This is a genomic window from Amycolatopsis sp. PSD-21, assembly GCF_055561455.1.
Genome location: NZ_CM145712.1, coordinates 2,612,852 through 2,632,923, shown reverse-complemented (window position 1 = coordinate 2,632,923; position 20,072 = coordinate 2,612,852). Strand labels below are relative to the sequence as shown.

At 66.4% G+C, this 20,072-nt stretch carries 18 protein-coding genes; 6 read left to right on the top strand and 12 right to left on the bottom strand.

The window, feature by feature from the left end:
- Positions 1–234: 234 nt before the first annotated feature.
- The gene (locus tag ACZ1DY_RS12755) at positions 235–552 is read left to right on the top strand and encodes a hypothetical protein (RefSeq protein WP_465484475.1); all 318 of its coding nucleotides are present in this window, start codon (positions 235–237) and stop codon (positions 550–552) included.
- Positions 553–682: 130 nt separating this feature from the next.
- Positions 683–1,831 (top strand): DUF3644 domain-containing protein, encoded by a 1,149-nt coding sequence (locus ACZ1DY_RS12750; protein WP_465484474.1) that lies wholly within the window; start codon positions 683–685, stop codon positions 1,829–1,831.
- A 211-nt stretch (positions 1,832–2,042) separates the two neighbouring features.
- Here ACZ1DY_RS12750 and ACZ1DY_RS12745 read toward each other — a convergent pair whose 3' ends face one another.
- Positions 2,043–3,422 (bottom strand): MFS transporter, encoded by a 1,380-nt coding sequence (locus ACZ1DY_RS12745; RefSeq protein ID WP_465484473.1) that lies wholly within the window; start codon positions 3,420–3,422, stop codon positions 2,043–2,045.
- The gene (locus ACZ1DY_RS12740) at positions 3,419–4,807 is read right to left on the bottom strand and encodes a glycosyltransferase (protein ID WP_465484472.1); all 1,389 of its coding nucleotides are present in this window, start codon (positions 4,805–4,807) and stop codon (positions 3,419–3,421) included. Before ACZ1DY_RS12740 ends, ACZ1DY_RS12745 begins: the two co-directional genes overlap by 4 nt.
- Positions 4,808–4,835: 28 nt before the next feature.
- Between ACZ1DY_RS12740 and ACZ1DY_RS12735 the strand changes: the two genes are divergently transcribed.
- Positions 4,836–5,648 carry a glycosyltransferase family 32 protein gene (locus ACZ1DY_RS12735; RefSeq protein ID WP_465484471.1) on the top strand — a complete coding sequence of 271 codons (813 nt, stop codon included), beginning with the start codon at positions 4,836–4,838 and terminating at the stop codon, positions 5,646–5,648.
- Between the two features lie 5 nt (positions 5,649–5,653).
- On the opposite strand, the gene ACZ1DY_RS12730 is transcribed toward ACZ1DY_RS12735, so the two are convergent.
- Positions 5,654–6,127, bottom strand: coding sequence for a MarR family winged helix-turn-helix transcriptional regulator (locus tag ACZ1DY_RS12730; protein WP_465484470.1), 474 nt, complete (start codon positions 6,125–6,127; stop codon positions 5,654–5,656).
- Positions 6,128–6,217: 90 nt separating this feature from the next.
- Between ACZ1DY_RS12730 and ACZ1DY_RS12725 the strand changes: the two genes are divergently transcribed.
- Both ACZ1DY_RS12725 and ACZ1DY_RS12720 read left to right on the top strand, forming a co-directional pair.
- Positions 6,218–7,021: an ABC transporter permease gene (locus tag ACZ1DY_RS12725; protein ID WP_465484469.1), complete on the top strand. Its 804-nt coding sequence runs from the start codon at positions 6,218–6,220 to the stop codon at positions 7,019–7,021.
- Positions 7,022–7,169: 148 nt separating this feature from the next.
- Entirely contained in the window at positions 7,170–10,706 is a 3,537-nt protein-coding gene (locus tag ACZ1DY_RS12720; RefSeq protein ID WP_465484468.1) for a multifunctional oxoglutarate decarboxylase/oxoglutarate dehydrogenase thiamine pyrophosphate-binding subunit/dihydrolipoyllysine-residue succinyltransferase subunit, read from the top strand.
- Between the two features lie 38 nt (positions 10,707–10,744).
- Here the strand turns inward: ACZ1DY_RS12720 and ACZ1DY_RS12715 are convergent, their stop codons facing one another.
- Genes ACZ1DY_RS12715 through ACZ1DY_RS12680 form a run of 8 tightly spaced genes read right to left on the bottom strand, consistent with a single transcriptional unit; the run spans position 10,745 to position 18,473 of the window.
- Positions 10,745–11,518 (bottom strand): SDR family NAD(P)-dependent oxidoreductase, encoded by a 774-nt coding sequence (locus ACZ1DY_RS12715; RefSeq protein ID WP_465484467.1) that lies wholly within the window; start codon positions 11,516–11,518, stop codon positions 10,745–10,747.
- Positions 11,519–11,548: 30 nt separating this feature from the next.
- Positions 11,549–12,307 (bottom strand): SDR family NAD(P)-dependent oxidoreductase, encoded by a 759-nt coding sequence (locus tag ACZ1DY_RS12710; protein WP_465484466.1) that lies wholly within the window; start codon positions 12,305–12,307, stop codon positions 11,549–11,551.
- Between the two features lie 21 nt (positions 12,308–12,328).
- Positions 12,329–13,363: an amidohydrolase family protein gene (locus tag ACZ1DY_RS12705; RefSeq protein ID WP_465484465.1), complete on the bottom strand. Its 1,035-nt coding sequence runs from the start codon at positions 13,361–13,363 to the stop codon at positions 12,329–12,331.
- Entirely contained in the window at positions 13,360–14,433 is a 1,074-nt protein-coding gene (locus ACZ1DY_RS12700) for an amidohydrolase family protein (RefSeq protein ID WP_465484464.1), read from the bottom strand. Before ACZ1DY_RS12700 ends, ACZ1DY_RS12705 begins: the two co-directional genes overlap by 4 nt.
- Positions 14,430–14,876 (bottom strand): Rieske (2Fe-2S) protein, encoded by a 447-nt coding sequence (locus ACZ1DY_RS12695; protein WP_465484463.1) that lies wholly within the window; start codon positions 14,874–14,876, stop codon positions 14,430–14,432. The genes ACZ1DY_RS12700 and ACZ1DY_RS12695 overlap by 4 nt, the downstream gene beginning before the upstream one ends.
- Positions 14,876–16,666, bottom strand: a complete 1,791-nt coding sequence (locus ACZ1DY_RS12690; protein ID WP_465484462.1) for an acetyl/propionyl/methylcrotonyl-CoA carboxylase subunit alpha — start codon at positions 16,664–16,666, stop codon at positions 14,876–14,878. Before ACZ1DY_RS12690 ends, ACZ1DY_RS12695 begins: the two co-directional genes overlap by 1 nt.
- A gap of 26 nt (positions 16,667–16,692) precedes the next feature.
- Positions 16,693–16,890 (bottom strand): acyl-CoA carboxylase epsilon subunit, encoded by a 198-nt coding sequence (locus ACZ1DY_RS12685; protein ID WP_465484461.1) that lies wholly within the window; start codon positions 16,888–16,890, stop codon positions 16,693–16,695.
- Positions 16,887–18,473 (bottom strand): acyl-CoA carboxylase subunit beta, encoded by a 1,587-nt coding sequence (locus ACZ1DY_RS12680; RefSeq protein WP_465485646.1) that lies wholly within the window; start codon positions 18,471–18,473, stop codon positions 16,887–16,889. Before ACZ1DY_RS12680 ends, ACZ1DY_RS12685 begins: the two co-directional genes overlap by 4 nt.
- Before the next feature lie 174 nt (positions 18,474–18,647).
- Here ACZ1DY_RS12680 and ACZ1DY_RS12675 point away from each other — a divergent pair, with 174 nt between their 5' ends.
- Positions 18,648–19,160, top strand: coding sequence for a flavin reductase family protein (locus tag ACZ1DY_RS12675; protein WP_465484460.1), 513 nt, complete (start codon positions 18,648–18,650; stop codon positions 19,158–19,160).
- Position 19,161: 1 nt separating this feature from the next.
- Here the strand turns inward: ACZ1DY_RS12675 and ACZ1DY_RS12670 are convergent, their stop codons facing one another.
- The gene (locus ACZ1DY_RS12670; protein ID WP_465484459.1) at positions 19,162–20,070 is read right to left on the bottom strand and encodes an MBL fold metallo-hydrolase; all 909 of its coding nucleotides are present in this window, start codon (positions 20,068–20,070) and stop codon (positions 19,162–19,164) included.
- Positions 20,071–20,072 lie beyond the last annotated feature (2 nt).

Below are 20,072 nucleotides of genomic sequence, written 5' to 3'. Positions count from 1 at the left end.
TATTGCGCTACCACACCTCCGGCTACAGTCCGCAGCCGTATCAGCAACTCGCGCTCCTGCTCAAGTCGTACGGACACGACAACGAGGCCCGCACCATTCTCCGCGCTCAGCAGGACGACTTGCGAGCCCGAGGCGATCTCGGTGGCCGGTTCGCCCGCTCCGTCCACTCGCTGTGGGGACTTGCTCGCTGGATACGGCTACCGCGTTCGCAGAGTTGCGGGCGCACTCGCCATCGTGCTGCTGCTTGCGTCGACCCTCGGTGTCATCGCCGGAAGTGTCCCCGCTGGCGACACCGGAAGGCCTGTCGCGGCGCCCACCTCCGCGACAGCTTCGCCTGGCACCACCTGCTCGTTCATCGAACGTGTCGGGCTCGGCCTGGACCGCGGTCTTCCTTTGGCCAGTACCGGCATCCGCAGTCGCTGCGACCTAGACAGCTACACGTTCGCCGGGCAGGTCTTCGCCGCGAGCCTATGGCTGATCCAGTTCCTCATTTGGGGCCTCGCAACGCTCGCCATCGCTGGCTACACCGGCCTGATCCGACGGCTCTCCTGATGCCGTGAAGACGAGCAAAACCAGAAGTTTGCCATGACAGGAAGGAACTCTGGAAACAGAAAACCACAGTAACATTCGAGGTTGAATTCTCGACCTCAATCGCATGGCACCGCGACCACGATTCAGGCACATGGTCGACGCTTCCCGCGATGAAGCACAACTCGCCGTGCGCTTGTACAACGACCCATCAGAGGTCCGTTCCTTCGAGGGCTTCGGAGTCCACATGCACCTTGCCTGGGTGTACCTCCTGCACGCCGAACTCACCCGGCAGGAAGTCGACTTTCGATACTGGCGCACACGGGGACGGGCCAGACGACTGGAACGGGTCGATGGTGAACCGAAGCGATGGGATCTGGCCACCTGCGTACGGCATCGCTGGCCGGACAAGGCCGGCCCGGTCAGGGCAAACCTCGAGTTCTTCATCGCACTGCGCAACAAGATCGAACACCGGTACGCCCGTGAGCAGCAAGTGCTCGCCTCCGCTGTGGGCGGCCAAAGTCAGGCCCTCCTGCTCAACTACGAACAGGAGCTCACTGACCAATTCGGCCTCGACTCTTCCCTGGCGACCCGCTTACGCTTCCCGGTCTTCGTCGGCAGCTTCACCGACGAAGGCGAACGCGCCCTGCGACGGCTCCGCACTCACCTACCCGCACCCCTGCGGACCTTCATCGCCGACTACGACGCCGGTCTCGGCGTTTCCGTCACCCAGGACCCGCGGTACGACTTCCGACTACGAGTGCTCCAGGAACTCGCACCCAAAGACCCAGACGCTCTCGCGGTCCAGTTCACCCGTTACGACGACCTCACCGAAGAACAACGGGCTACCGTCGAGGCGATTGGCAGAAAGGGCTACGTCGTCGTCCGCGAGCGCAGGCGACCCGTCGTCGGGCACGGGCTTCTCCGGCCGGCACAGGCTGCACGAGCGGTCCACGACCGGATACCGTTCATATTTAATACGAACCACTTCACGACTGCTTGGAAGAAGCTCGGCGTGCGGCCGTTGGTGGGAGATCCGCAACCCGAGAGGACAGACGAAAAGTACTGCCTGTATGACGAACCGCACCGCGATTACGGCTACACCGAAGCCTACATCGCCGAACTTGCCCGTGATTGCGGCACTGAAACCGGGTTCCGCGCCTTACTCGGGACCGCACCGCGAGACAAAGCGACCGGCGACTGGGTTGGCCCGTCACCACCCACCACGACACCGCCTTGGAGACGACCGGACTCGCCCACGGCCACGGAACCTCCCGACATCGATTCGATACGCTCAGCCTGACTATCGCGAAGGCTGATAGGGGCGATCCGTTCATCGCCCTCTGGCTTACAGCAGTTCGATGATCGTGAGTGACATCGACGGTTTCGCCGCCGGTTCGGCGATGGCCACCGGTGATCGAGTGGGGTGCGATTCCGGGCTGCTCGGCGTGGCGCGCGGAGGAGCGCACTCGTCGACGCGGCACGCGACGCAAGGTGCACAGAGACTGTCCTGGTCAGCCGGCTCGCGCGAGCGGCTTGGACTTGGCCGGAATCACCAAGGCCAGGAGTCCTGCCACGATGACCATCAGCGCTGACACCAGGTAGCCGACCGAGAAGTCAGTCGTCTCGGCGCCGACGAAGATCGCGACCACGGGCGCGACGGCTGCAAGTCCTAGTGCCGCTCCCAGCTCTTGAGTCGTGCTGATCAAGCCCGCGGCTGCTCCTTGGTCGCCTTCTGGCACTGCGGTGGCGACCGAGTACGCCGGGGTGTACGACAATCCGTTGCCGGCTGCGACGAGGGCCAATCCGGGCAGGATCCCCGCCCAGTAGTTCCCGAAGGCTGTGGCAGTGCTCCCGAGAAGAACCATGCCCACCGCGGCGATTCCCGTACCCAGGACAAGCATGTTCCGCGCACCAAGACGCCAAACCAGCGCGCCCGCACGGGGAGAGACCAGAAGCACGATCGCCGTCACAGGTGCGAAGCCCAAACCGGTTTGCAGCGGGCCGTATCCCATGGCTCCCTGCATGGTCAACGTGGTGAAGTAGATGGCGGCGGTAGTGGCACCGGCGGTGAGACCTTGGATGACATTGGCGACAAGGACCGGGCGACGCCCGATGAGCCCCCCAGGTAGTACCGGCGCTGGATGCCTTCGCTCGACCACAAGCAGCACTGAGACGAGGATGAGCAGGACCACGATTCCCATGACGGTCGCGATGGTGCTGTCCTTGGTCACGCCGGCCAGCAGCAGACTCAAGGCGGCGAGTGACATGGTGAGCAGCATGGCGCCGCGCAAATCCAGCGTCGACGAGCGATTCATCGTTCCGCTGGGGAGGAACCGGAGCGCCACGACGAACACAAGCACCCCGAGAGGCACGTGCAAGAGGAAGATCGCGCGCCAGCCGGCCAGTTCGGTGAGCACACCGCCCAGGAGCTGGCCCGCGATCGCGCCGCCCGCGCTGGCGGCGATCCAGAAGCCGAGCGCTCGGTCGCGCTGCTCGCCTTCTCGGCTCGACGAGGTGAGCAGCGCCATCGCGTTCGGGGAAACCATCGCCGCGCCGATTCCCTGACCGGCACGAGCGGCGAAGAGCTGCCATGCCTCGTCAACCAGGCCGCACAGACCGGACGCCACCGTGAAGACGAGCAGACCGCACAGAAGCAGTCCGCGACGTCCGAACCGGTCTCCCGCTCGGCCCGCGACGATGAGCAGGCTGCCGAAGACGACCGTGTAGGAGACCGCGGTCAGCTGCAGCGTTCCCTGCGGCACGCCCAGCTCGCCCTGGATCGACGGCAGCGCCACGTTGACCACGACGACATCCACCATCACGGCGAACTGGGCCGCGCACAACACAGCGAGAAGGGCCGGCCTTCGTAGATTGCCTTCGGCCGCCTTCACGAGCCAGCCCTGGCGACCGGGGCCGGCGCCGACTTGCGACTGTCGACCCAGTCCTCGAGCAGGTCAGCCGCAGCCGCGACACCGCGATCGGCTTGGACGTAGCCACTGAGCTGCATCGCCCTTCGCTTGAGTCGGACGTCGGAAAGGGCCACGGTGATCGAGGCGTGCAAGTTCTCGGCGGTGATCCCCGGCAAAGGGACAGGAGCGGCGGCCACACCGACTTCGTACATTCGCCGTGCCCAGAAGGGCTGGTCCACTAGTGCCGGGACGGCGACCTGCGGCACGCCCGCGCGAAGAGCGTCGCCCATGGTTCCCGGGCCGCCGTGGTGAATCACCAGCGCCGACCGGGGAAACAGCCAGCTGTAGTCCACCTCGTCGATCTGGAACACGTGAGGCGGCAGCCCATCCTCGTGTTCGCCGACGAAGACTAGCCGTAGGCCAGATGCGGTCACGGAATCGATCACCATGCGCAGGAGATCGAAGTTCCGGTGGATCGGCCACATGCTGCCCAAGGTGAGCACCACGGGCGGTGTGCCGGTCTCCACGAATCGCGCCAGGTCACGCGGTGGATGCCAGGGGCGATCCCAGAACCAGAACCCGGTCATGTGGCTATTCTCTGGCCAGTCGCGAACCGGAGGCATGATGCTCGGACTGAACGGGTGGAACAGCGGGTTCTCGACGCCCAGACCGCGCAAGGGCGAGACGCGCCCCAACGGCGCGAGCCCGGCTGCCTGTCGGTGGTTGTTCACCGCGCGGCGTGCCCAACGCCATTCCAAGTGGGACCGCACCGCGTAGGTGAGCCGGTTGTACGTACTGCCCAGGCGTAACCGCGGCGCGCCGAAAGCGGGGAAAGCTCCCGTCGTGGCATGGGGCCAACCGGACAGACCCGCCCAAGGGGTGTCGTCCCCTGTCATGAGGTGGACAGGCCGGGTCAGGATGGCGTTGACCACGACGTCGGCATCCGCTGTCGCGGTCCGGATCGCCGGCACCAGGCCGAGGGGGTCTTCTCGAGGACGCTGGGGCAGGACATGGAGGGCTCGGCTCAACCGAACGGCCGATGTGGTGTGCCGGACCTTCTCCGTCAGGTCGGGAGCTCCGAGCGAATCCCACGGTTTTCCTGGCAGGAACTCACTGGGAGCGCCGCCCAGGGGAACATGGTCCAAGGATGCCTCGGCCACGATGTCGGCGTAGTCGGCGGGAGCCGCGACCCGGACCTCGTGGCCGCGGGAACGCAGTTCGTATCCCAGTGTCACGAACGGCTGGACGTCGCCGCGTGAACCCAGAGTGGTCAGAGCTACCCGCATGGCTCCACAACAGCTCATCACGAGGCAGTGGCGCTTGAGAATCACCAGAGCGCATGCGGCCGGGCCGCGGTCCAGCGGCACTCAAGGAGTGCTTGTCACTGTTCGGATCGTGATACCGAACGTCATCCACTTCGTTTTCGGCCTGTCCCCCGACTTCGGCGGAAAGCCGTTCTCCTTGGTACACCATCTCGCCGTCAGATCAGCCTACGAGGTCAACCGGCCGGACAAGATCTACCTGCACTGCAAACACCGGCCGTCCGGCGAGTGGTGGGATCGGAGTCTCCCCTATCTGGAACTGGTGGACCTGGAGCCGCCCACGGCCGTGGCCGGTGTCCCCATCGAGCACGTCGCGCACCGTGCGGACGTGGCGAGACTCGACATCCTGTGCGCGCAGGGAGGGATCTACCTGGATCTGGACGTCCTGTGCGTCCGCCCGTTCACTCCGTTGCTGGATCACCAGGTGGTCCTCGGCGCTCAGGAATCCATCGACCCGGCGGCACCCGGCGGCCCGCTTCGACGCGACGGCCTGTGCGCCTCCGTCATCCTGGCCGAGCCCGGCGCCGAGTTCATGCGAACGTGGCGTGATGGCCTCGATCCGGCGAAATCGCTCTGGGCGGGTTTCCGTTCGACCGGCTACGACGAGCATTGGGACGAGTACTCGGTCCGATATCCGGAGATGCTGGCTAACCGTCATCCGGATCTGGTGCACGTGGAGGGACACCGCAGCTTCTTCTGGCCTTCGTGGAACGCCCCAGGGCTGAGCATGTTCTTCGACGAAGGTGACGAGGAATTCCCCGAGGCCTACTGCCATCACTTGTGGGAGATGAACGCCTGGGAGCCGTACCTCAAAGATCTCACCGTCGCGGACCTCAAGCGCGGAAAGACGCCGTTCAGCAGACTCGCCGGACGGTTCCTCGACTGAACCCTTTACAAGGGTGGCGGGGCGCCCACTACCGCCTTGTCTTGCCCGCCGTGCTCGGCGACCTGCAGCATGAGTCCCGCGGCGACCCGCAAGATCTCACGTTCCGCATGCGTCAGCTCCGCTTCCAGGGCGTCGGCGAGCCAGCGATTCCCCTCTTCAACGTGGTCGTGGAGCGCGGCCCGTCCCCGTTCGGTGATCGAGATCCTCTGCGCACGACGGTCCTGCTCGTCCGGACGACGCGAGACGCAACCGTCCTCTTCCAGGGAGTTCAGTACACGGGTCAGCGACTGTGGCTGCAGGCCTTCGATCCCCGCCAACGCCGAGACCGTCAGCGAGCCGCTGTGCCGAAGATTCGCCAGAACGGACGCGCCGACCCGCGTCAGGGTCCGGCTGTCGCCGGACTGCTGAGCCCGCAACCTGGACGCGAGCCGGGACACCGCCCAGCGCACCGACTCCGCCACCTCAACCGCCTCACTCACCAAAACACGCTAACACTTCGGACCACCGCGCCCTGTGGTCTGTTCAACCGTCGACCTGCCGGACGAAAAGACCACGCATAAGCTTATTATATGCCTTCCAGGACGATCGGCGCCGGGATCCACCGGCCACCCCCGTGGCGAGTGTTCCGCGGTCTGCTCGAACGCGATCTGCTCATCACCCGGAAGCAACTCCTGGGAGTGATGGCCCAGGTCCTGATGCAGCCCTTGCTCATGCTCTTGGTGTTCGGCAAGGTCCTCGGCGCCCTCGGCTACACACCGCCCAGTTACACCCGGCTGCTCTTACCCGGCCTGATCGCCTTGAACGCGTTCTTCGCCGCGACCCAGAACGCGTCGTTCCCGCTCGCCATGGAATTCACCACCCGGACGATCGAAAACCGGCTTCGCGCGCCGGTGACCATCCCCTGGATCGTCGCCGAACGCGTCGTCGCGGCGAGCGCGCGCGGGATCATCACGGCCGTTCTGATGGCACCGATCGGCGCTTTGCTGCTCGGCGGACTCGACTGGACGGCTTCGGGGCTACCTGTCGCCTTGCTGTTCACCGTGGTCGGCGCGCTGACCGGCGGCGCCGTCGGCGTCACGATCGGCTCGCTCGTGTCTCCCGCGCGTATCGGGATCACCTTCTCGCTGGTGATGCCCCCGCTGCTGTTCACCGGGTCCGCCCAGTTCCCGTTCCCGGAACTCACCGCGGTCCCCTGGTTCCGCGTGCTATGCGCGCTGAATCCGATGACCTACGTCAGCGAAGGGCTCCGCGGCGCCCTCACCCCGGAGATCCCGCACCTTCCCGGCTGGATCTGCGCCGGCGGCCTCGCGATCGCCCTGCTGATCTTCCTGCCCGCGAGCCTGTGGTCGTTCAAGCGCCGGGCGATCGTCTGATTCGCCGCGCCGGTTACTACGCGTGAGCTTCTTGCCCTCCGAGGCGAGATGACTCCGGCAAGTACTAAGCTTATACTTAGTACTTGCCGACGTGGGCGCAACGTGGAGTCCGCGGTGACCACCGACTGAACGAAAGTATCTGGTATGCATGCTCACTGAAGCCTTCCGTGACCGGTTCGGCGCCAACGAGTGGCTCGTCGAAGAGATGTACGAACGATTCCTGGCCGATCCCTCCTCCGTGGATAGCGCCTGGCACGAGTTCTTCGCGGACTTCACCCCGGCGAAGCACGAGGTCGTCGAAGAGCCGCCCGTGTCGCAACCGCTCCCGCCACGGCCGCTGTCCGATGTCGACGGAAAGCAGCTCCGCGGCGCGGCGGCGGCGATCGCGAAGAACATGGACGCCTCGCTGTCCGTGCCGACGGCCACGAGCGTGCGCGCCGTCCCGGCGAAGCTGATGGCCGACAACCGCATCGTCATCAACAACCACCTCAAGCGCACGCGCGGCGGCAAGATCTCCTTCACGCACCTCATCGGGTACGCGATGGTCCGCGCGCTGAAGAACTTCCCGAACATGAACCGGCACTACCAGCTGATCGACGGGAAGCCGTTCGCGGTCACGCCGGAGCACGTGAACTTCGGTCTCGCGATCGACATGAAGGGCAAGGAAGGCGCCCGCACGCTCGTCGTGGCCTCCATCAAGGCCACCGAGAACATGACCTTCATGCAGTTCTGGCAGGCCTACGAGGAGATCGTCAAGAAGGCCCGCAACGGCAAGCTGACCGCCGACGACTTCGCCGGCACCACGATCTCGCTGACCAACCCCGGCGGCATCGGCACCAACCACTCGGTGCCGCGCCTGCAGGCGGGCCAGGGCGCGATCATCGGCGTCGGCGCCATGCAGTACCCGGCGCACTTCGAGGGCACCAGCGAGAAGGCCCTGGTCGACCTCGGCGTCTCCAAGATCATGACGCTGACCTCGACCTACGACCACCGCATCATCCAGGGCGCGGAGTCGGGCGAGTTCCTCAAGCGCATCCACGAGCTGCTGCTCGGCGAGGACGGCTTCTACGACGACGTCTTCACCAGCCTGCGCCTGCCCTACGAGCCGATCCGCTGGGTCGCCGACATCCCGGACGGCCCGGTCGACAAGACCGCGCGCGTCATCGAGCTGATCGACGCCTTCCGCATGCGTGGTCACCTGATGGCCGACACCGACCCGCTGAACTACCGGCAGCGCAGCCACGCCGACCTCGACGTCCTCTCCCACGGCCTGACCCTGTGGGACCTGGACCGCGAGTTCCCGGTCGGCGGCTTCGCCGGCCAAGAGCGGATGAAGCTGCGCGACATCCTCGGCGTCCTGCGCAACTCGTACTGCCGCACCGTCGGCATCGAGTACACGCACATCCTCGACCCCGAGGAGCGCCGCTGGATCCAGGACCGCGTCGAGATCCCGCACGAGAAGCCGGACCCCGCCGTCCAGAAGTACGTGCTCTCGAAGCTCAACGCCGCCGAGGCGTTCGAGACCTTCCTGCAGACCAAGTACGTCGGCCAGAAGCGGTTCTCCCTCGAAGGCGGCGAGACGGCGATCCCGCTGCTCGACACCCTGCTGGACAAGGCCGCCGAGCACGAGCTCGACGAGGTCGTCATCGGCATGCCGCACCGCGGCCGCCTGAACGTGCTCGCGAACATCGTCGGCAAGCCGATCGCGCAGATCTTCCAGGAGTTCGAGGGCAACCTCGACCCGGGCCAGGCGCACGGTTCCGGTGACGTGAAGTACCACCTCGGCGCCGAGGGCAAGTACTTCCGCATGTTCGGCGACGGCGAGACCAAGGTGTCGCTGACCGCGAACCCGTCGCACCTGGAGACCGTCGACCCGGTCCTCGAGGGCATCGTCCGCGCCAAGCAGGACATCCTCGACAAGGGTGGAGAAGGCTTCACCGTCCTCCCCGTCCTGATGCACGGCGACGCGGCCTTCGCGGGCCAGGGTGTCGTGGCCGAGACCCTGAACCTGGCGCTGCTGCGCGGCTACCGCACCGGCGGCACCGTGCACGTCATCGTCAACAACCAGGTCGGGTATACGACGGAACCGGAACATGGACGGTCCACGTACTACGCGACGGACGTCGCCAAAATGACGGGCTCCCCCATCTTCCATGTCAACGGCGATGATCCGGAAGCGGCACATTGGGTCGCGCAACTGGCGATGGACTACCGGCAGACGTTCCACAAGGACGCGGTCATCGATTTGATCTGTTATCGGAGAAGGGGGCATCAGGAATCGGATGACCCGTCGATGACGCAGCCGGCGATGTACGACATCATCGACACGAAGCGTTCGGTCCGGAAGACCTACACCGAATCGCTGATCGGCCGCGGCGACATCTCCGTCGAAGAGGCCGAAGCCGCGTTGCGCGACTTCTCCAGCCAGCTGGAGCACGTGTTCAACGAGGTCCGCGAGCTGGAGAAGCACCCGGCGAAGGCCAGCCCCTCGGTCGAGGAGGAGCAGCAGGTCCCGGCGAAGGTGCCCACGGCGACCACCACCGAGGTCATCGAGCACATCGGCGACGCCTTCCTCAACGTGCCCGAGGGCTTCACCCCGCACCCGCGGGTCAAGCCAGTCATGGAGCGCCGCCACAAGATGTCCCGCGAAGGCGGCATCGACTGGGCGTTCGGTGAGCTGCTCGCCTTCGGTTCGCTGGCCATGGAAGGCCGCCTGGTGCGGCTGTCCGGCCAGGACTCCCGCCGCGGCACGTTCACCCAGCGCCACTCGGTGCTGATCGACCGCAAGACCGGCCAGGAGTACTCGCCGCTGCAGAACCTGGCCGAGGGCCAGGGCCGCGTGATGATCTACGACTCGGCGCTGTCGGAGTACGCGGCGGTCGGCTTCGAATACGGCTACTCCGTGGCCAACTCCGAAGCGCTGGTCATGTGGGAAGCGCAGTTCGGTGACTTCGTCAACGGCGCGCAGACCGTCATCGACGAGTACATCTCCTCCGGCGAGGCCAAGTGGGGCCAGCTCTCCGACGTCGTGCTGCTGCTGCCGCACGGCCACGAAGGCCAGGGCCCGGACCACACCTCCGGCCGCATCGAGCGTTTCCTCTCGCTGTGCGCGGAGGGCTCGATGACCGTCGCGGTCCCGTCGACCCCGGCGAACTACTTCCACCTCCTCCGCCGCCACGCCCTCGACGGAATCCAGCGCCCCCTGATCGTCTTCACGCCGAAGCGACTGCTGAGGGATAAGAAGGTCAAGTCCGCACTGGACGAGTTCACCGGCACCTCGAAGTTCATGTCGGTCATCGACGACCCCGACATCGACCCCGCGAACGTCCGCAAGGTAGTGCTCAGTTCCGGGAAGCTGTACTGGGAGCTGGTGGCCGAGCGCGCCAAACGCGAGCAGAACGACGTCGCACTGGTCCGTATCGAGCAGTACTACCCCTTGCCCGTCAGGAAGCTTCGGGCTGCCTTGGAACGGTACTCACGGTCCGCCGAAGTCGTTTGGGTGCAGGAGGAGCCCGAGAATCAGGGTGCTTGGCCGTTCTTCGGCCTTCATCTCCCGCGGCGTTTCCCCGATCTGCTCAAGAGGATGGACGTGGTGGCCCGCCGGCCTATGGCGGCCCCCTCGGCCGGTTCCAACGCGGTCCACGACATCGAGCAGAAAGCGCTCATAACCCAGGCACTCGGCTGAGGGACAGGGGCGCTTCCGCGAGGAAGCGCCCCTGCTCCTCAGGAACCTCCGTCGACGTGGACGTTTTCCCCGCAGATGTTCCCGTTCGCCGCGGACACGAGGAACGTGATCGTCTTCGCGAGTTCGTCCGGCGTGCTGAACCGGCCGCTGCAGATCCGGGCCTGGAGCCGTTCGAGACGTTCGGGGGTCAGCCAAGCGGTGAGTTCCTCGTTCATCACTCCTCCCGGGGTGACGACGTTCGTGAGGACGCCACGCCTGCCGAATTCGACGCCGAGGCTGCGGGCCGCACCGGTCAGGGCGGCCTTCGCGGAAGCGGCGGCGACCTCGAACGGGAAGTCACCCGCCCAGCCACGCTCCGCGCCCAGGGAGGACACGAACACGATCCTTCCCCAGGATCGCTCCACCATGGACGGAATCACTCGTTGCACGGTGAGCAGGACGGCTTCCAGGTCGGTGGTGAGCCGACGCTGGATCTCCTCGCGCGGGACGGCTTCGAAAGCGGTCTTCGACATCGGCGCGGGCGCGGACATCGCGTTGGCCACGAAGATGTCGATGGCTCCCCACTGAGCCAGGACCGCCGCGATACCGCGGTCGATCGTTTCGGGTTGCCCCAGGTCGTACTCGACGGCGATCGCCTCGCCTCCCTCGGCCCGGATCTGCTCGGCCAGAGCGGCGCCCTTCTCTTCGTTGGTCCGGTAGGTCAAAGCCACCTTCGCGCCGTTGCGCGCGAGTTCACGGCAGGTGGAGGCACCGATGCCGACACCCGAACCGCCGGTCACGAAGGCGACCTTGCCGCTGATACCCAGTTCCATCGGGACTCCTTGCTTCGGGGTTTGTTCGGGTTACCAGGTGACTCCGCCGCTCAGGTCGACCTCCTGGCCGGTCACGACCCGGTTCTGGGCTGAGGCGAGCATTACCACCATCCGGGCGACATCGGCGGCGTCGACGAGATCACCGAGCGGTGACAGCGCGGCGAATTCCTCGCGGTACTCCGGGTACCAGGGTTCGCGCACGTTGCGCGCCGTGCGGGTGAGACCGAGCACGACGACATTGGACAGGATTTCGCCCATCGCTCCGGCGCTGAACGCGAGGGACCTGCTGAAACCGTGCAGCGCCGCCTTCGCGGTCGTGTAAAACTCGAATCCGCGTTTTCCTTGGGCGACCAGGCTGCTGGAGACGTGGACGAATCGCCCCCACTTCGCCTCGCCCATGTGTTCCAGGACAGCACCACTGAGCTCGACAGCGCTTTCGATGTTGTCCCGCAAGGTTTCCCGCCAAGGGAATCGTTCTAGCTTGCCGATGTCGGCGTCCGGTGGCGACATCGGTGACAGCGCGTTGTTGATCAGCACTTGAACCGGGCCACCCCAGTTCAGCACGTCTCCGACGAGGCGGACGCCCGCTCCCGGCTCGTTCATCGCGTAGCGGAAGGACTGCACCGCACCGTCGGTCTCCTCTTCGACCGTTCGAGCCGAACGGTCGTCCGCGTGGTAGGTGAAGGCCACCTGCGCGCCTTCGGCGGCGAAAGCACGCACCAGCTCGCGTCCGATCCCGCCACTTCCTCCGGTGATCAAGACCGTCCGATCTCGCAGGCCAAGGTCCACTGGTCGGCTTCCTTTCCGCGGTCAGCGCCGGGCGAGGCGCGGATAGTGTTCGAGCGCGTTCTCCCGGAGGACGCGCCCCCGGTCTCCGTCCGCGAGCAGGTCCAGCATGCGCCGGGAGCGACTGCCCGGGACGTGGGGGAAGTCGCTGCTGTACATCACGTGGTTCGAGACGGCGGCAAGATCGGCGACCTCGCGGATCTCCTCGTCTCCGGGTGGAAGATGACCCGGTTCGAGGGTGAACCGGATCCGCTCCGTCACCACGTCCGACGGCGGCCGATCGAGCCACGGGACCTCGCGCCATAAACTCTTCCAGTCCTTGTCCAGCCGCCACAGCAAGGGATGCAGCCAGGAGAATCCGCACTCGGCCATGGTCACCCGTAGCGTCGGTGTCCGGGCGAACACACCACCGGCGAGCAGGCTCACCAGCTGGTTCTGAGTAGCCAGATGCTGGTCGCCCAGTAATTGTTCGACGTACCCGGCTGTGTATCCGGTCCCTGCGGCACTCAAGCCGGTCCGACCGCCGGCGTGGAAGCACACGACCAGGCCGGCTTCAGCCGCGACATCGAACAGGCGGTGATAGCGCCGGTCTCCCCACCGGTTCTCGATCCGGACCGGAAGGATCACCTGTACGAAACGGTCGTCCTCCGCGACCCGGGTCAGTTCCGCGACCGCGGCGTCGACGTCCAGAAGCGGAAGGACGATCCCGCCGAGGAGCCGGTCGTCCCGGTCGAGGAACCGGTCGCGCTGCCAGTCGTTGACCGCGCGAGCGCACGCGGTCTCGAAATCCGGGTTGCGTGAAAGGTCGAACAACACTGTGCAGGACAGCAGGGCGGCCGCGACCGCGCCCCCGGCCCAGTGCGTGGAAAGCTCGCCAAGAGTGGCCGGCACTCTTGGCGGCGGTTCTCCGTCGTCGGGTGCGGGCCGCTCGGCTCGATGTTCCGGCCGGAGCCGGACCGAGCCCTCATCGACGTACTGGCGCCAGTAGTCCGAAAGGCGCTCCCGGATCTCCGAGATGTCACGAGGTGCGACGTGGACGTCGGTGTCGATGGGGTTCACGCCGGCACCGCGTTCTCTCGAGAGCGGTACAGCCCTGCGGCGTTCCGATGGAAGATCTTCTCCCGCAGAGCCTTGGGGAGGCCTCGGAGAGAGTGTTCGGGTGAGTCGAAGTCCCAGTGCGGATAGTCGGAGGCGAACAGAATCCGATCGGCCATCCCGGTGTGCCGGACTGCCGTCACCAGGTCCGCCGTGCGCGTCGGCTCTTCGATCGGTTGGGTGGTGAGCCAGAAGTGCTCGCGGAAGTATTCGGAGGGCGCCCTGGACAGGATCGGAAGATCGCGGTGCCAGGTCCGGTGTAGCTCGTCCATGGACCACATCAGTGGCCCCGCCCAGCTGACGCCGCCCTCGACGAGGACGACCTTCAGATCCGGGAAGCGATCGAACACCCCGCCGAGGATCAGGCTGATGACGACCGCCTGCATCGCCCCGCTGAACTCGACGTGTTCTTCGAGGTAGTAATTCGGCGGACCCGTCAGCGGATAGGTCGCCACGCCGCCACTGTGGACACTCACCGGCAGGCCCGCCGCGCAGGCCGCTTCGTAGATCGGCCAGTAGCGCGATGATCCGAGCTGCAGTTCCGTGCTCGCGGGCGCCAGAACCTGCTGGAAGGCAGGATCGCCCGACCTCGCCTCGATCTCACCCACGGCCAACGACGGTGTTTCGAACGGCACGCAGACTGAGCCGACGAACCGGGAATCCCTGGCGAGGAACTTCTCCTCCTGCCAGTCGTTGAGGATCTCGCTCAATGCCGCGGCGAGCTCGGGATACTCGGCGCCGAAGGCGTGGGCGTGCAGCGGAATGAGCACGGCCGAGGTGATCCCGTACCGATCCAGGAGCTGCTCGATCATCAGGTCGACGTCGTTTCCCGGAAAGGAGCCTTCCGGCCAGGAGTCGGCGCGGTAGCCGCTGTTGCGCATCCGCGGGTAGATCGCTCCGGGAACGGGTGGTCGCATCCCGTATCGTTCGAGCCTGATCCGCCAGGTCTCCGGCAGCCTCGCCGCCACCTCGTGCGGCAGGATGAACGGATGCACGTCGGCGTCCACGATTCCGTCAGGCGATGCCTTTTTCACGAGGTTCCCTCCTGCTCGCGGTCGTTCGCATCGGCCCGCCGTGAGGTATCGACGACGACGTCGCCGTCCTCGACGGTCACGACGTAGGAGTCAGCCGTGTAGGGGCCCGGGCGGCGACCGGTTTCGGTGTGCACGCGGTAGGTACGGGCCGGCGCGTGCCCCGCGCCGAAGTACGACTGTCCGGTCCGGATGTCGTATTCCCAACCGTGCCACGGGCAGGCGATGTACAGCGTCGACTCGTCGACGCTCGCCGGCTTCTCATCGGCCCGCAGTCCCGCGAGGACGTGCCCTTCGCACAACGGAGCCCCCTGGTGCGGGCAATAGTTCCGGATGGCGAAGAATCGTCCGTCTACTCTGAACACTCCGATCGACTTGCCGTCGACCTCGACGATCTTGCCGTCCCGCTCGCGGAACTCCGAGACCTTGCCGACAACGTGCAGCATCAGCCATCCCCCGTTCCGGCCGGACCGTCGACGATCTCGCACAGCGTGGTGCCCGCCTGCACGGTCTGGCCGACCTGGGCGTTCAAACCCCTGACGGTGCCGTCACGGTGCGCGTGCAGTGGTTGTTCCATCTTCATCGCCTCGAGGACGAGGACGAGATCTCCCTCCGCGACCATTTCCCCTTCCGCCACGGCGACCTTCACCACGGTTCCTTGCATGGGAGAAGCCACCGCCATGCCGCCTCCGGCGGCTACCGCCCGGCTCGCCGGCACGGCGCGGCGCGGCGATCGTCGTGTGCCGGCAGGCCCGCCGACGGCGATCGCGACCGCGGGCAGCGACACTTCGATCCGTTGCCCCGCGACCTCGACCACGACCGTTTCCCGCAACTCGGCCGGTGCGGGTTCCTCCTGCCGGGCCGGGTCGGGCGGGATCCGGTTGTCGAACTCTGTCTCGATCCACCTGGTGTGCACCGTGAACGGGCCTTCGGTGTCGCGGACCTCAGGGGCGAAGGCGATGTCTCGGACAACACTGCGGTGGAACGGCAATGTGGTCGGAAGGCCTTCCACTACGAATTCGTCGAGCGCGCGTGCGGCGCGGCGGAGGGCCTGTTCCCGATCGGCTCCGGTGACGATCAGTTTGGCCAGCAGGGAATCCCAGGCAGGCCCGACCACCGTGCCCGCCTCCACTCCCGCGTCGACACGGATTCCAGGCCCGTCGGCGGGCGCCCAGCGCTCGACCGTTCCAGGCGCGGGCAGGAATCCGCGGCCCGCGTCTTCACAGGTGATCCGAAACTCGAAACTGTGCCCTCGCGCGGGCGGGTCATCGAAGGAAAGCCGCTTCCCCTCGGCGATCCGGAACATTTCGAGCACCAGATCGATACCTGTCACCTCTTCGCTGACGGGGTGTTCGACCTGAAGTCGCGTGTTGACCTCCAGGAAGGATACTGTTCCGTCCGCGCCGATGAGGAATTCACAGGTACCCGCCCCGACGTAGCCGGCCTCACGCAGGATGCGTTTCGACGCGGTGTACAGGAGTTCTGTCTGTTCGGCGGTGAGATACGGCGCGGGGGCCTCCTCGACCAGTTTCTGGTGCCGCCGCTGGAGCGAACAGTCCCTGGTGGACACGACGACGACGTTGCCGTGAGTGTCGGCGAGGCATTGGGTCTCCACGTGACGGGGCCGGTCCAGGTACCGCTCCACGAAGCATTCGCCACGCCCGAAGGCACCCACTGCCTCACGGACCGCGGACTCGTACAGCTCCGGGATCTCCTCGATCGTCCACGCGACCTTCAGTCCCCGCCCTCCACCTCCGTACGCAGCCTTGATCGCGATCGGAAGCCCGTGTGCCGCGGCGAAGGCGACGACCTCGTCCGGGCCTCCGGCCGGTTCGTCGGTCCCGGCCGCCATGGGCGCACCGGCGAGCCGGGCGATCCGCCGGGCGGACACCTTGTCACCGAGGGCGCGGATGGCCGAGGGAGGCGGGCCGATCCAGATCAGGCCCGCGTCCAGAACCGCCTGCGCGAAGTCGGCGTTCTCGGAAAGAAAACCGTATCCCGGGTGGACGGCGTCCGCACCGGCCGTCACCGCGGCGTCGATCACCTTCCGGATGTTCAGGTAACTCTCCGCCGGAGTGTCACCCCCCAACGCGTAAGCGGTGTCCGCGGCGCGGACATGTGGCGAGTCCCGATCCGGCTCGGCGTAGACGGCGACGCTCTCCAACGCCGCGTCACGGCACGCACGGGCGACACGGACGGCGATCTCACCGCGGTTGGCGATGAGGACCTTGCGCATGCCCTCTCCTTTTCGTCGATACGCCTTCATCCGGTCGTCCGCCATCCAGGCAGGGGCCACGAGGACCAAGAACCAGGGCCGCCTCCGTCGAAGGGGCCGACCCGTCGCTCGCCCGTCACGGCGACCGTCTGCCGCCGGGCGGCCAGGACCGCGACGACCGCTGCCAGCTCGTCCGGCTCGGGCTTGCCGCGGACGATCTCGAAGGTCGTGGCTTCGCGGCTCATTGCGGCTGATTCCCGTGTTTGCGACTGGGCAGGTGTACCTGTTTCCGCCGCAGCATGGCCAGTGCGTCGATGAGGCGCGGTCTCGTTTCGGCCGGATCGATGACGTCGTCGACCAATCCGCGTTCGGCGGCGTAGAAGGGGTGCATCAACTGGTCGCGGTACTCCTCGATCAATCCCTTCCTCACCGTGTCCGGATCGTCGGCCGCCGCGATCTGCCGCCGGAACACCACGTTCACCGCGCCTTCCGCGCCCATGACGGCGATCTCGTTGCCCGGCCAGGCCAGCGAAAGGTCCGCGCCGATCGAACGCGAATCCATCACGATGTAGGCACCGCCGTAGGCCTTCCTCAGGATCACCTGGATCCGCGGCACTGTCGCGTTGCAGTAGGCGTAGAGCAGCTTCGCGCCGTGGCGGATGATGCCACCGTGTTCCTGGCCTACGCCAGGCAGGAACCCCGGCACGTCCACCAGACTGATCAGCGGGATGTTGAAGGCGTCGCACATCGCCACGAACCGGGCGGCCTTCTCGGACGCCTCGATGTCGAGCACACCGGCCAGCGTGCTCGGCTGATTGGCCACGATGCCGGCCACCTCACCGCCGAGCCGGGTCAGCGCGCAGACGACGTTGACCGCCCAGCGTTCGTGTACCTCGAAGAACTCTCCGTGGTCGACGATCTCGGCGATCACGTCGCGGACGTCGTAGGCCCGGTTGCCGTCGGACGGCACGATGTCGAGCAGGCGGTCCGAACGCCGTTCCTTCGGGTCGTCGGCGGGTGCCGACGGTGGTAGTTCTCGGTTGTTCGAAGGCAAAAGGGATAACAGATAGCGGACTTCCTCCAGCGCGCTGTGCTCGTCGTCGTACACGAAACCGGCGACTCCGGTGATCCCGGCGTGGGTGTCCGCACCGCCGAGGGCGTCGTGGGTGATGACCTCGCCGGTCACCGCCTGCACGACATCGGGCCCGGTGATGAACATCTGCGAGGTACCGCGGACCATGAAGACGAAGTCGGTCAGCGCCGGCGAGTACGAGGCGCCACCGGCGCAGGGGCCGAGAATGACGCTGATCTGTGGCAGCACGCCCGAGTTGCGCACGTTCCGGCGGAAGATCCCGCCGTAACCCGCCAGCGCGGTGACGCCCTCCTGGATGCGCGCACCACTCCCGTCGCAGAGGCCGACGATCGGAGCACCCGCTGATTCGGCGAGATCCATCAGTTTGTGGATCTTGTCCGCGTGCGCGGCGCCGAGCGCGCCCCCGAAGATCCGGAAGTCGTGCGCGTAGGCGAAGACGGTACGCCCGTGCACCTTGCCCCAGCCGGTGAGGACACCGTCGGTGTGCGGCCGTCGGTCCTCCAGCCCGAAGCCGGTCGCCTGATGCCGGCGCAACGACTCGATCTCCGTGAAGGTTCCTTCGTCGAACAGCAGCTCCATCCGATTGCGGGCCAACAGCTTGCCCTTGCCCAGCTGGGCTTCGGTCGCCGCCGGCGCACCCTCCCTGACCTGACGGCGCAAGCGGTGCAACTGTGCGCTGCGGTCCTTCAGGGAGGGGGCCGCGGCGGTTCCCACCGGCGGCCTGTTGTCCACCATGCTCATTTCGCGTCTCCCAGCTTCCGGAGTCGACCGACCTGACCGAGCCTGGCCCGCGTCGCCAAAGCGTCGCTTGAGCCGCTCAATACCTTCCGGTTTGGCTTGTCTCCGGTATTTCTCAACCGGCCGGCCACAGGCTGAAGGTCCAGGCGTGCCAACGGCGGATGAGGAAACATGACGATCTGCTCGGAATCGTTCCGCGATTTCTTCGGTGCCTTCCCGACCGCGGTGTCCATCGTGACCACTTTGGACGCCCAGGGCGAACCTCGCGGCCTGACCTGCAACTCGGTCGCGGCCGTGTCGCTCGACCCTCCACTGCTCTCGATCTGCGTGGCGAACCGGTCGAAGACGCTGGAGGCCTTCACCTCCACAGGCTCCTTCGTGGTCAACGTCCTCGCCGAAGGCGGCGAGGAACTGTCCACGGCCTTCGCCGGGAACTCGCGAGACAAGTTCGCCGGCGTGGAGTGGGTACCGTCGGCGATCACGGGCGGCGTTCCGGTGCTGGCCACGGGAACACTCGCATACGCCGAATGTTCGGTGGTGCAGAGCGTCCGGGCTGGAGACCATCGGATCCTGATCGGGCGGATCGACGGCTCGGCCGTCTTTCCCTCTCGCCCTCTCCTGTATCAGCGCAGCACCTACTCGGTGTGGCGCCCTGCCCCGCCGGTTTCAGCGGGGCAGGACTGACTCAGGCGTGACAGACGGGGAGACCACCGTGATGGCGGACCATTTCTCCGAACAACGCGCCCACATCGAGCGGGGTGCCGGGTTCGGCCCCGTCGTACTCGATGTAGGCGCGATGAAGGTTCGGCACCAGCCTCTCGGCGTCGAGCAGGTCCTGGAACTCCCCGAGATCGGCCTCGGCCGCCAGTTCCAGCGGTGACAGACCGGCCGCGATCCCTTCTTTCGCGAGTCGCTGCAACCAGCCGAAGTAGCGCTCGGTTTCGTCCAGGAGTTCCGGGCCCCCGATGCGGCCATGACCCGGAACGATCACCTTCGGCTCCAGCGCCCGTAGCCTCGACACTGCGGCGAGGGAGCCCGCGACCGAACCCATCAGGCAGAACGGGGTCGCGCCGGACAACACGACGTCACCGGTGAACAGGACACGCTCGGCGGGCAGCCACACGACCGTGTCGTCGGTGGTGTGGGCGGGGCCCATGTGCAGCAACTCCGCCACAACGTCACCCACGTGAACCACCATCTTGTTCGTATACGTGAGCTCGGGCAGGACGAGGTCGACGCCGCCCCAGCTGACATCGGGCCAGAGGCCGGTCAGATGCAATCCCGCGGCCGCCATCTCCTCGCGGGTGCGCTCGTGCGCGACCACCACCGCCTCGGGGAAGAGGAAGTTGCCGAAGGTGTGATCGCCGTGGAAATGCGTATTGACGATCACTCCCGGCATGACCGACGAGACCTTCGACACCGCCGACCGCAACGCACGGGCACGGGCTTCGGTCGCGACGGTGTCGACCAGAGCGGTCCGCGCGCCAGAGGTGATGATGCCGGCGTTGTTGAGGCACCAGCCGCCATCGGGCTGGACGTAGCCGAAGACCCCGTCGCCGATCTCTTCGCAACGGGCCGTGACGGACACTGTCATTT

Excerpts from the sequence above, each read along its gene's own strand:
- ACZ1DY_RS12750 (WP_465484474.1), top strand. The coding sequence starts at position 683 with ATGGTCGACGCTTCCCGCGATGAAGCACAACTCGCCGTGCGCTTGTAC.
- ACZ1DY_RS12725 (WP_465484469.1), top strand. The coding sequence starts at position 6,218 with ATGCCTTCCAGGACGATCGGCGCCGGGATCCACCGGCCACCCCCGTGG.
- ACZ1DY_RS12720 (WP_465484468.1), top strand. The coding sequence starts at position 7,170 with ATGCTCACTGAAGCCTTCCGTGACCGGTTCGGCGCCAACGAGTGGCTC.
- ACZ1DY_RS12715 (WP_465484467.1), bottom strand. The coding sequence starts at position 11,518 with ATGGAACTGGGTATCAGCGGCAAGGTCGCCTTCGTGACCGGCGGTTCG.
- ACZ1DY_RS12695 (WP_465484463.1), bottom strand. The coding sequence starts at position 14,876 with ATGCTGCACGTTGTCGGCAAGGTCTCGGAGTTCCGCGAGCGGGACGGC.
- ACZ1DY_RS12690 (WP_465484462.1), bottom strand. The coding sequence starts at position 16,666 with ATGCGCAAGGTCCTCATCGCCAACCGCGGTGAGATCGCCGTCCGTGTC.
- ACZ1DY_RS12685 (WP_465484461.1), bottom strand. The coding sequence starts at position 16,890 with ATGAGCCGCGAAGCCACGACCTTCGAGATCGTCCGCGGCAAGCCCGAG.
- ACZ1DY_RS12680 (WP_465485646.1), bottom strand. The coding sequence starts at position 18,473 with ATGGTGGACAACAGGCCGCCGGTGGGAACCGCCGCGGCCCCCTCCCTG.
- ACZ1DY_RS12675 (WP_465484460.1), top strand. The coding sequence starts at position 18,648 with ATGACGATCTGCTCGGAATCGTTCCGCGATTTCTTCGGTGCCTTCCCG.
- ACZ1DY_RS12670 (WP_465484459.1), bottom strand. The coding sequence starts at position 20,070 with ATGACAGTGTCCGTCACGGCCCGTTGCGAAGAGATCGGCGACGGGGTC.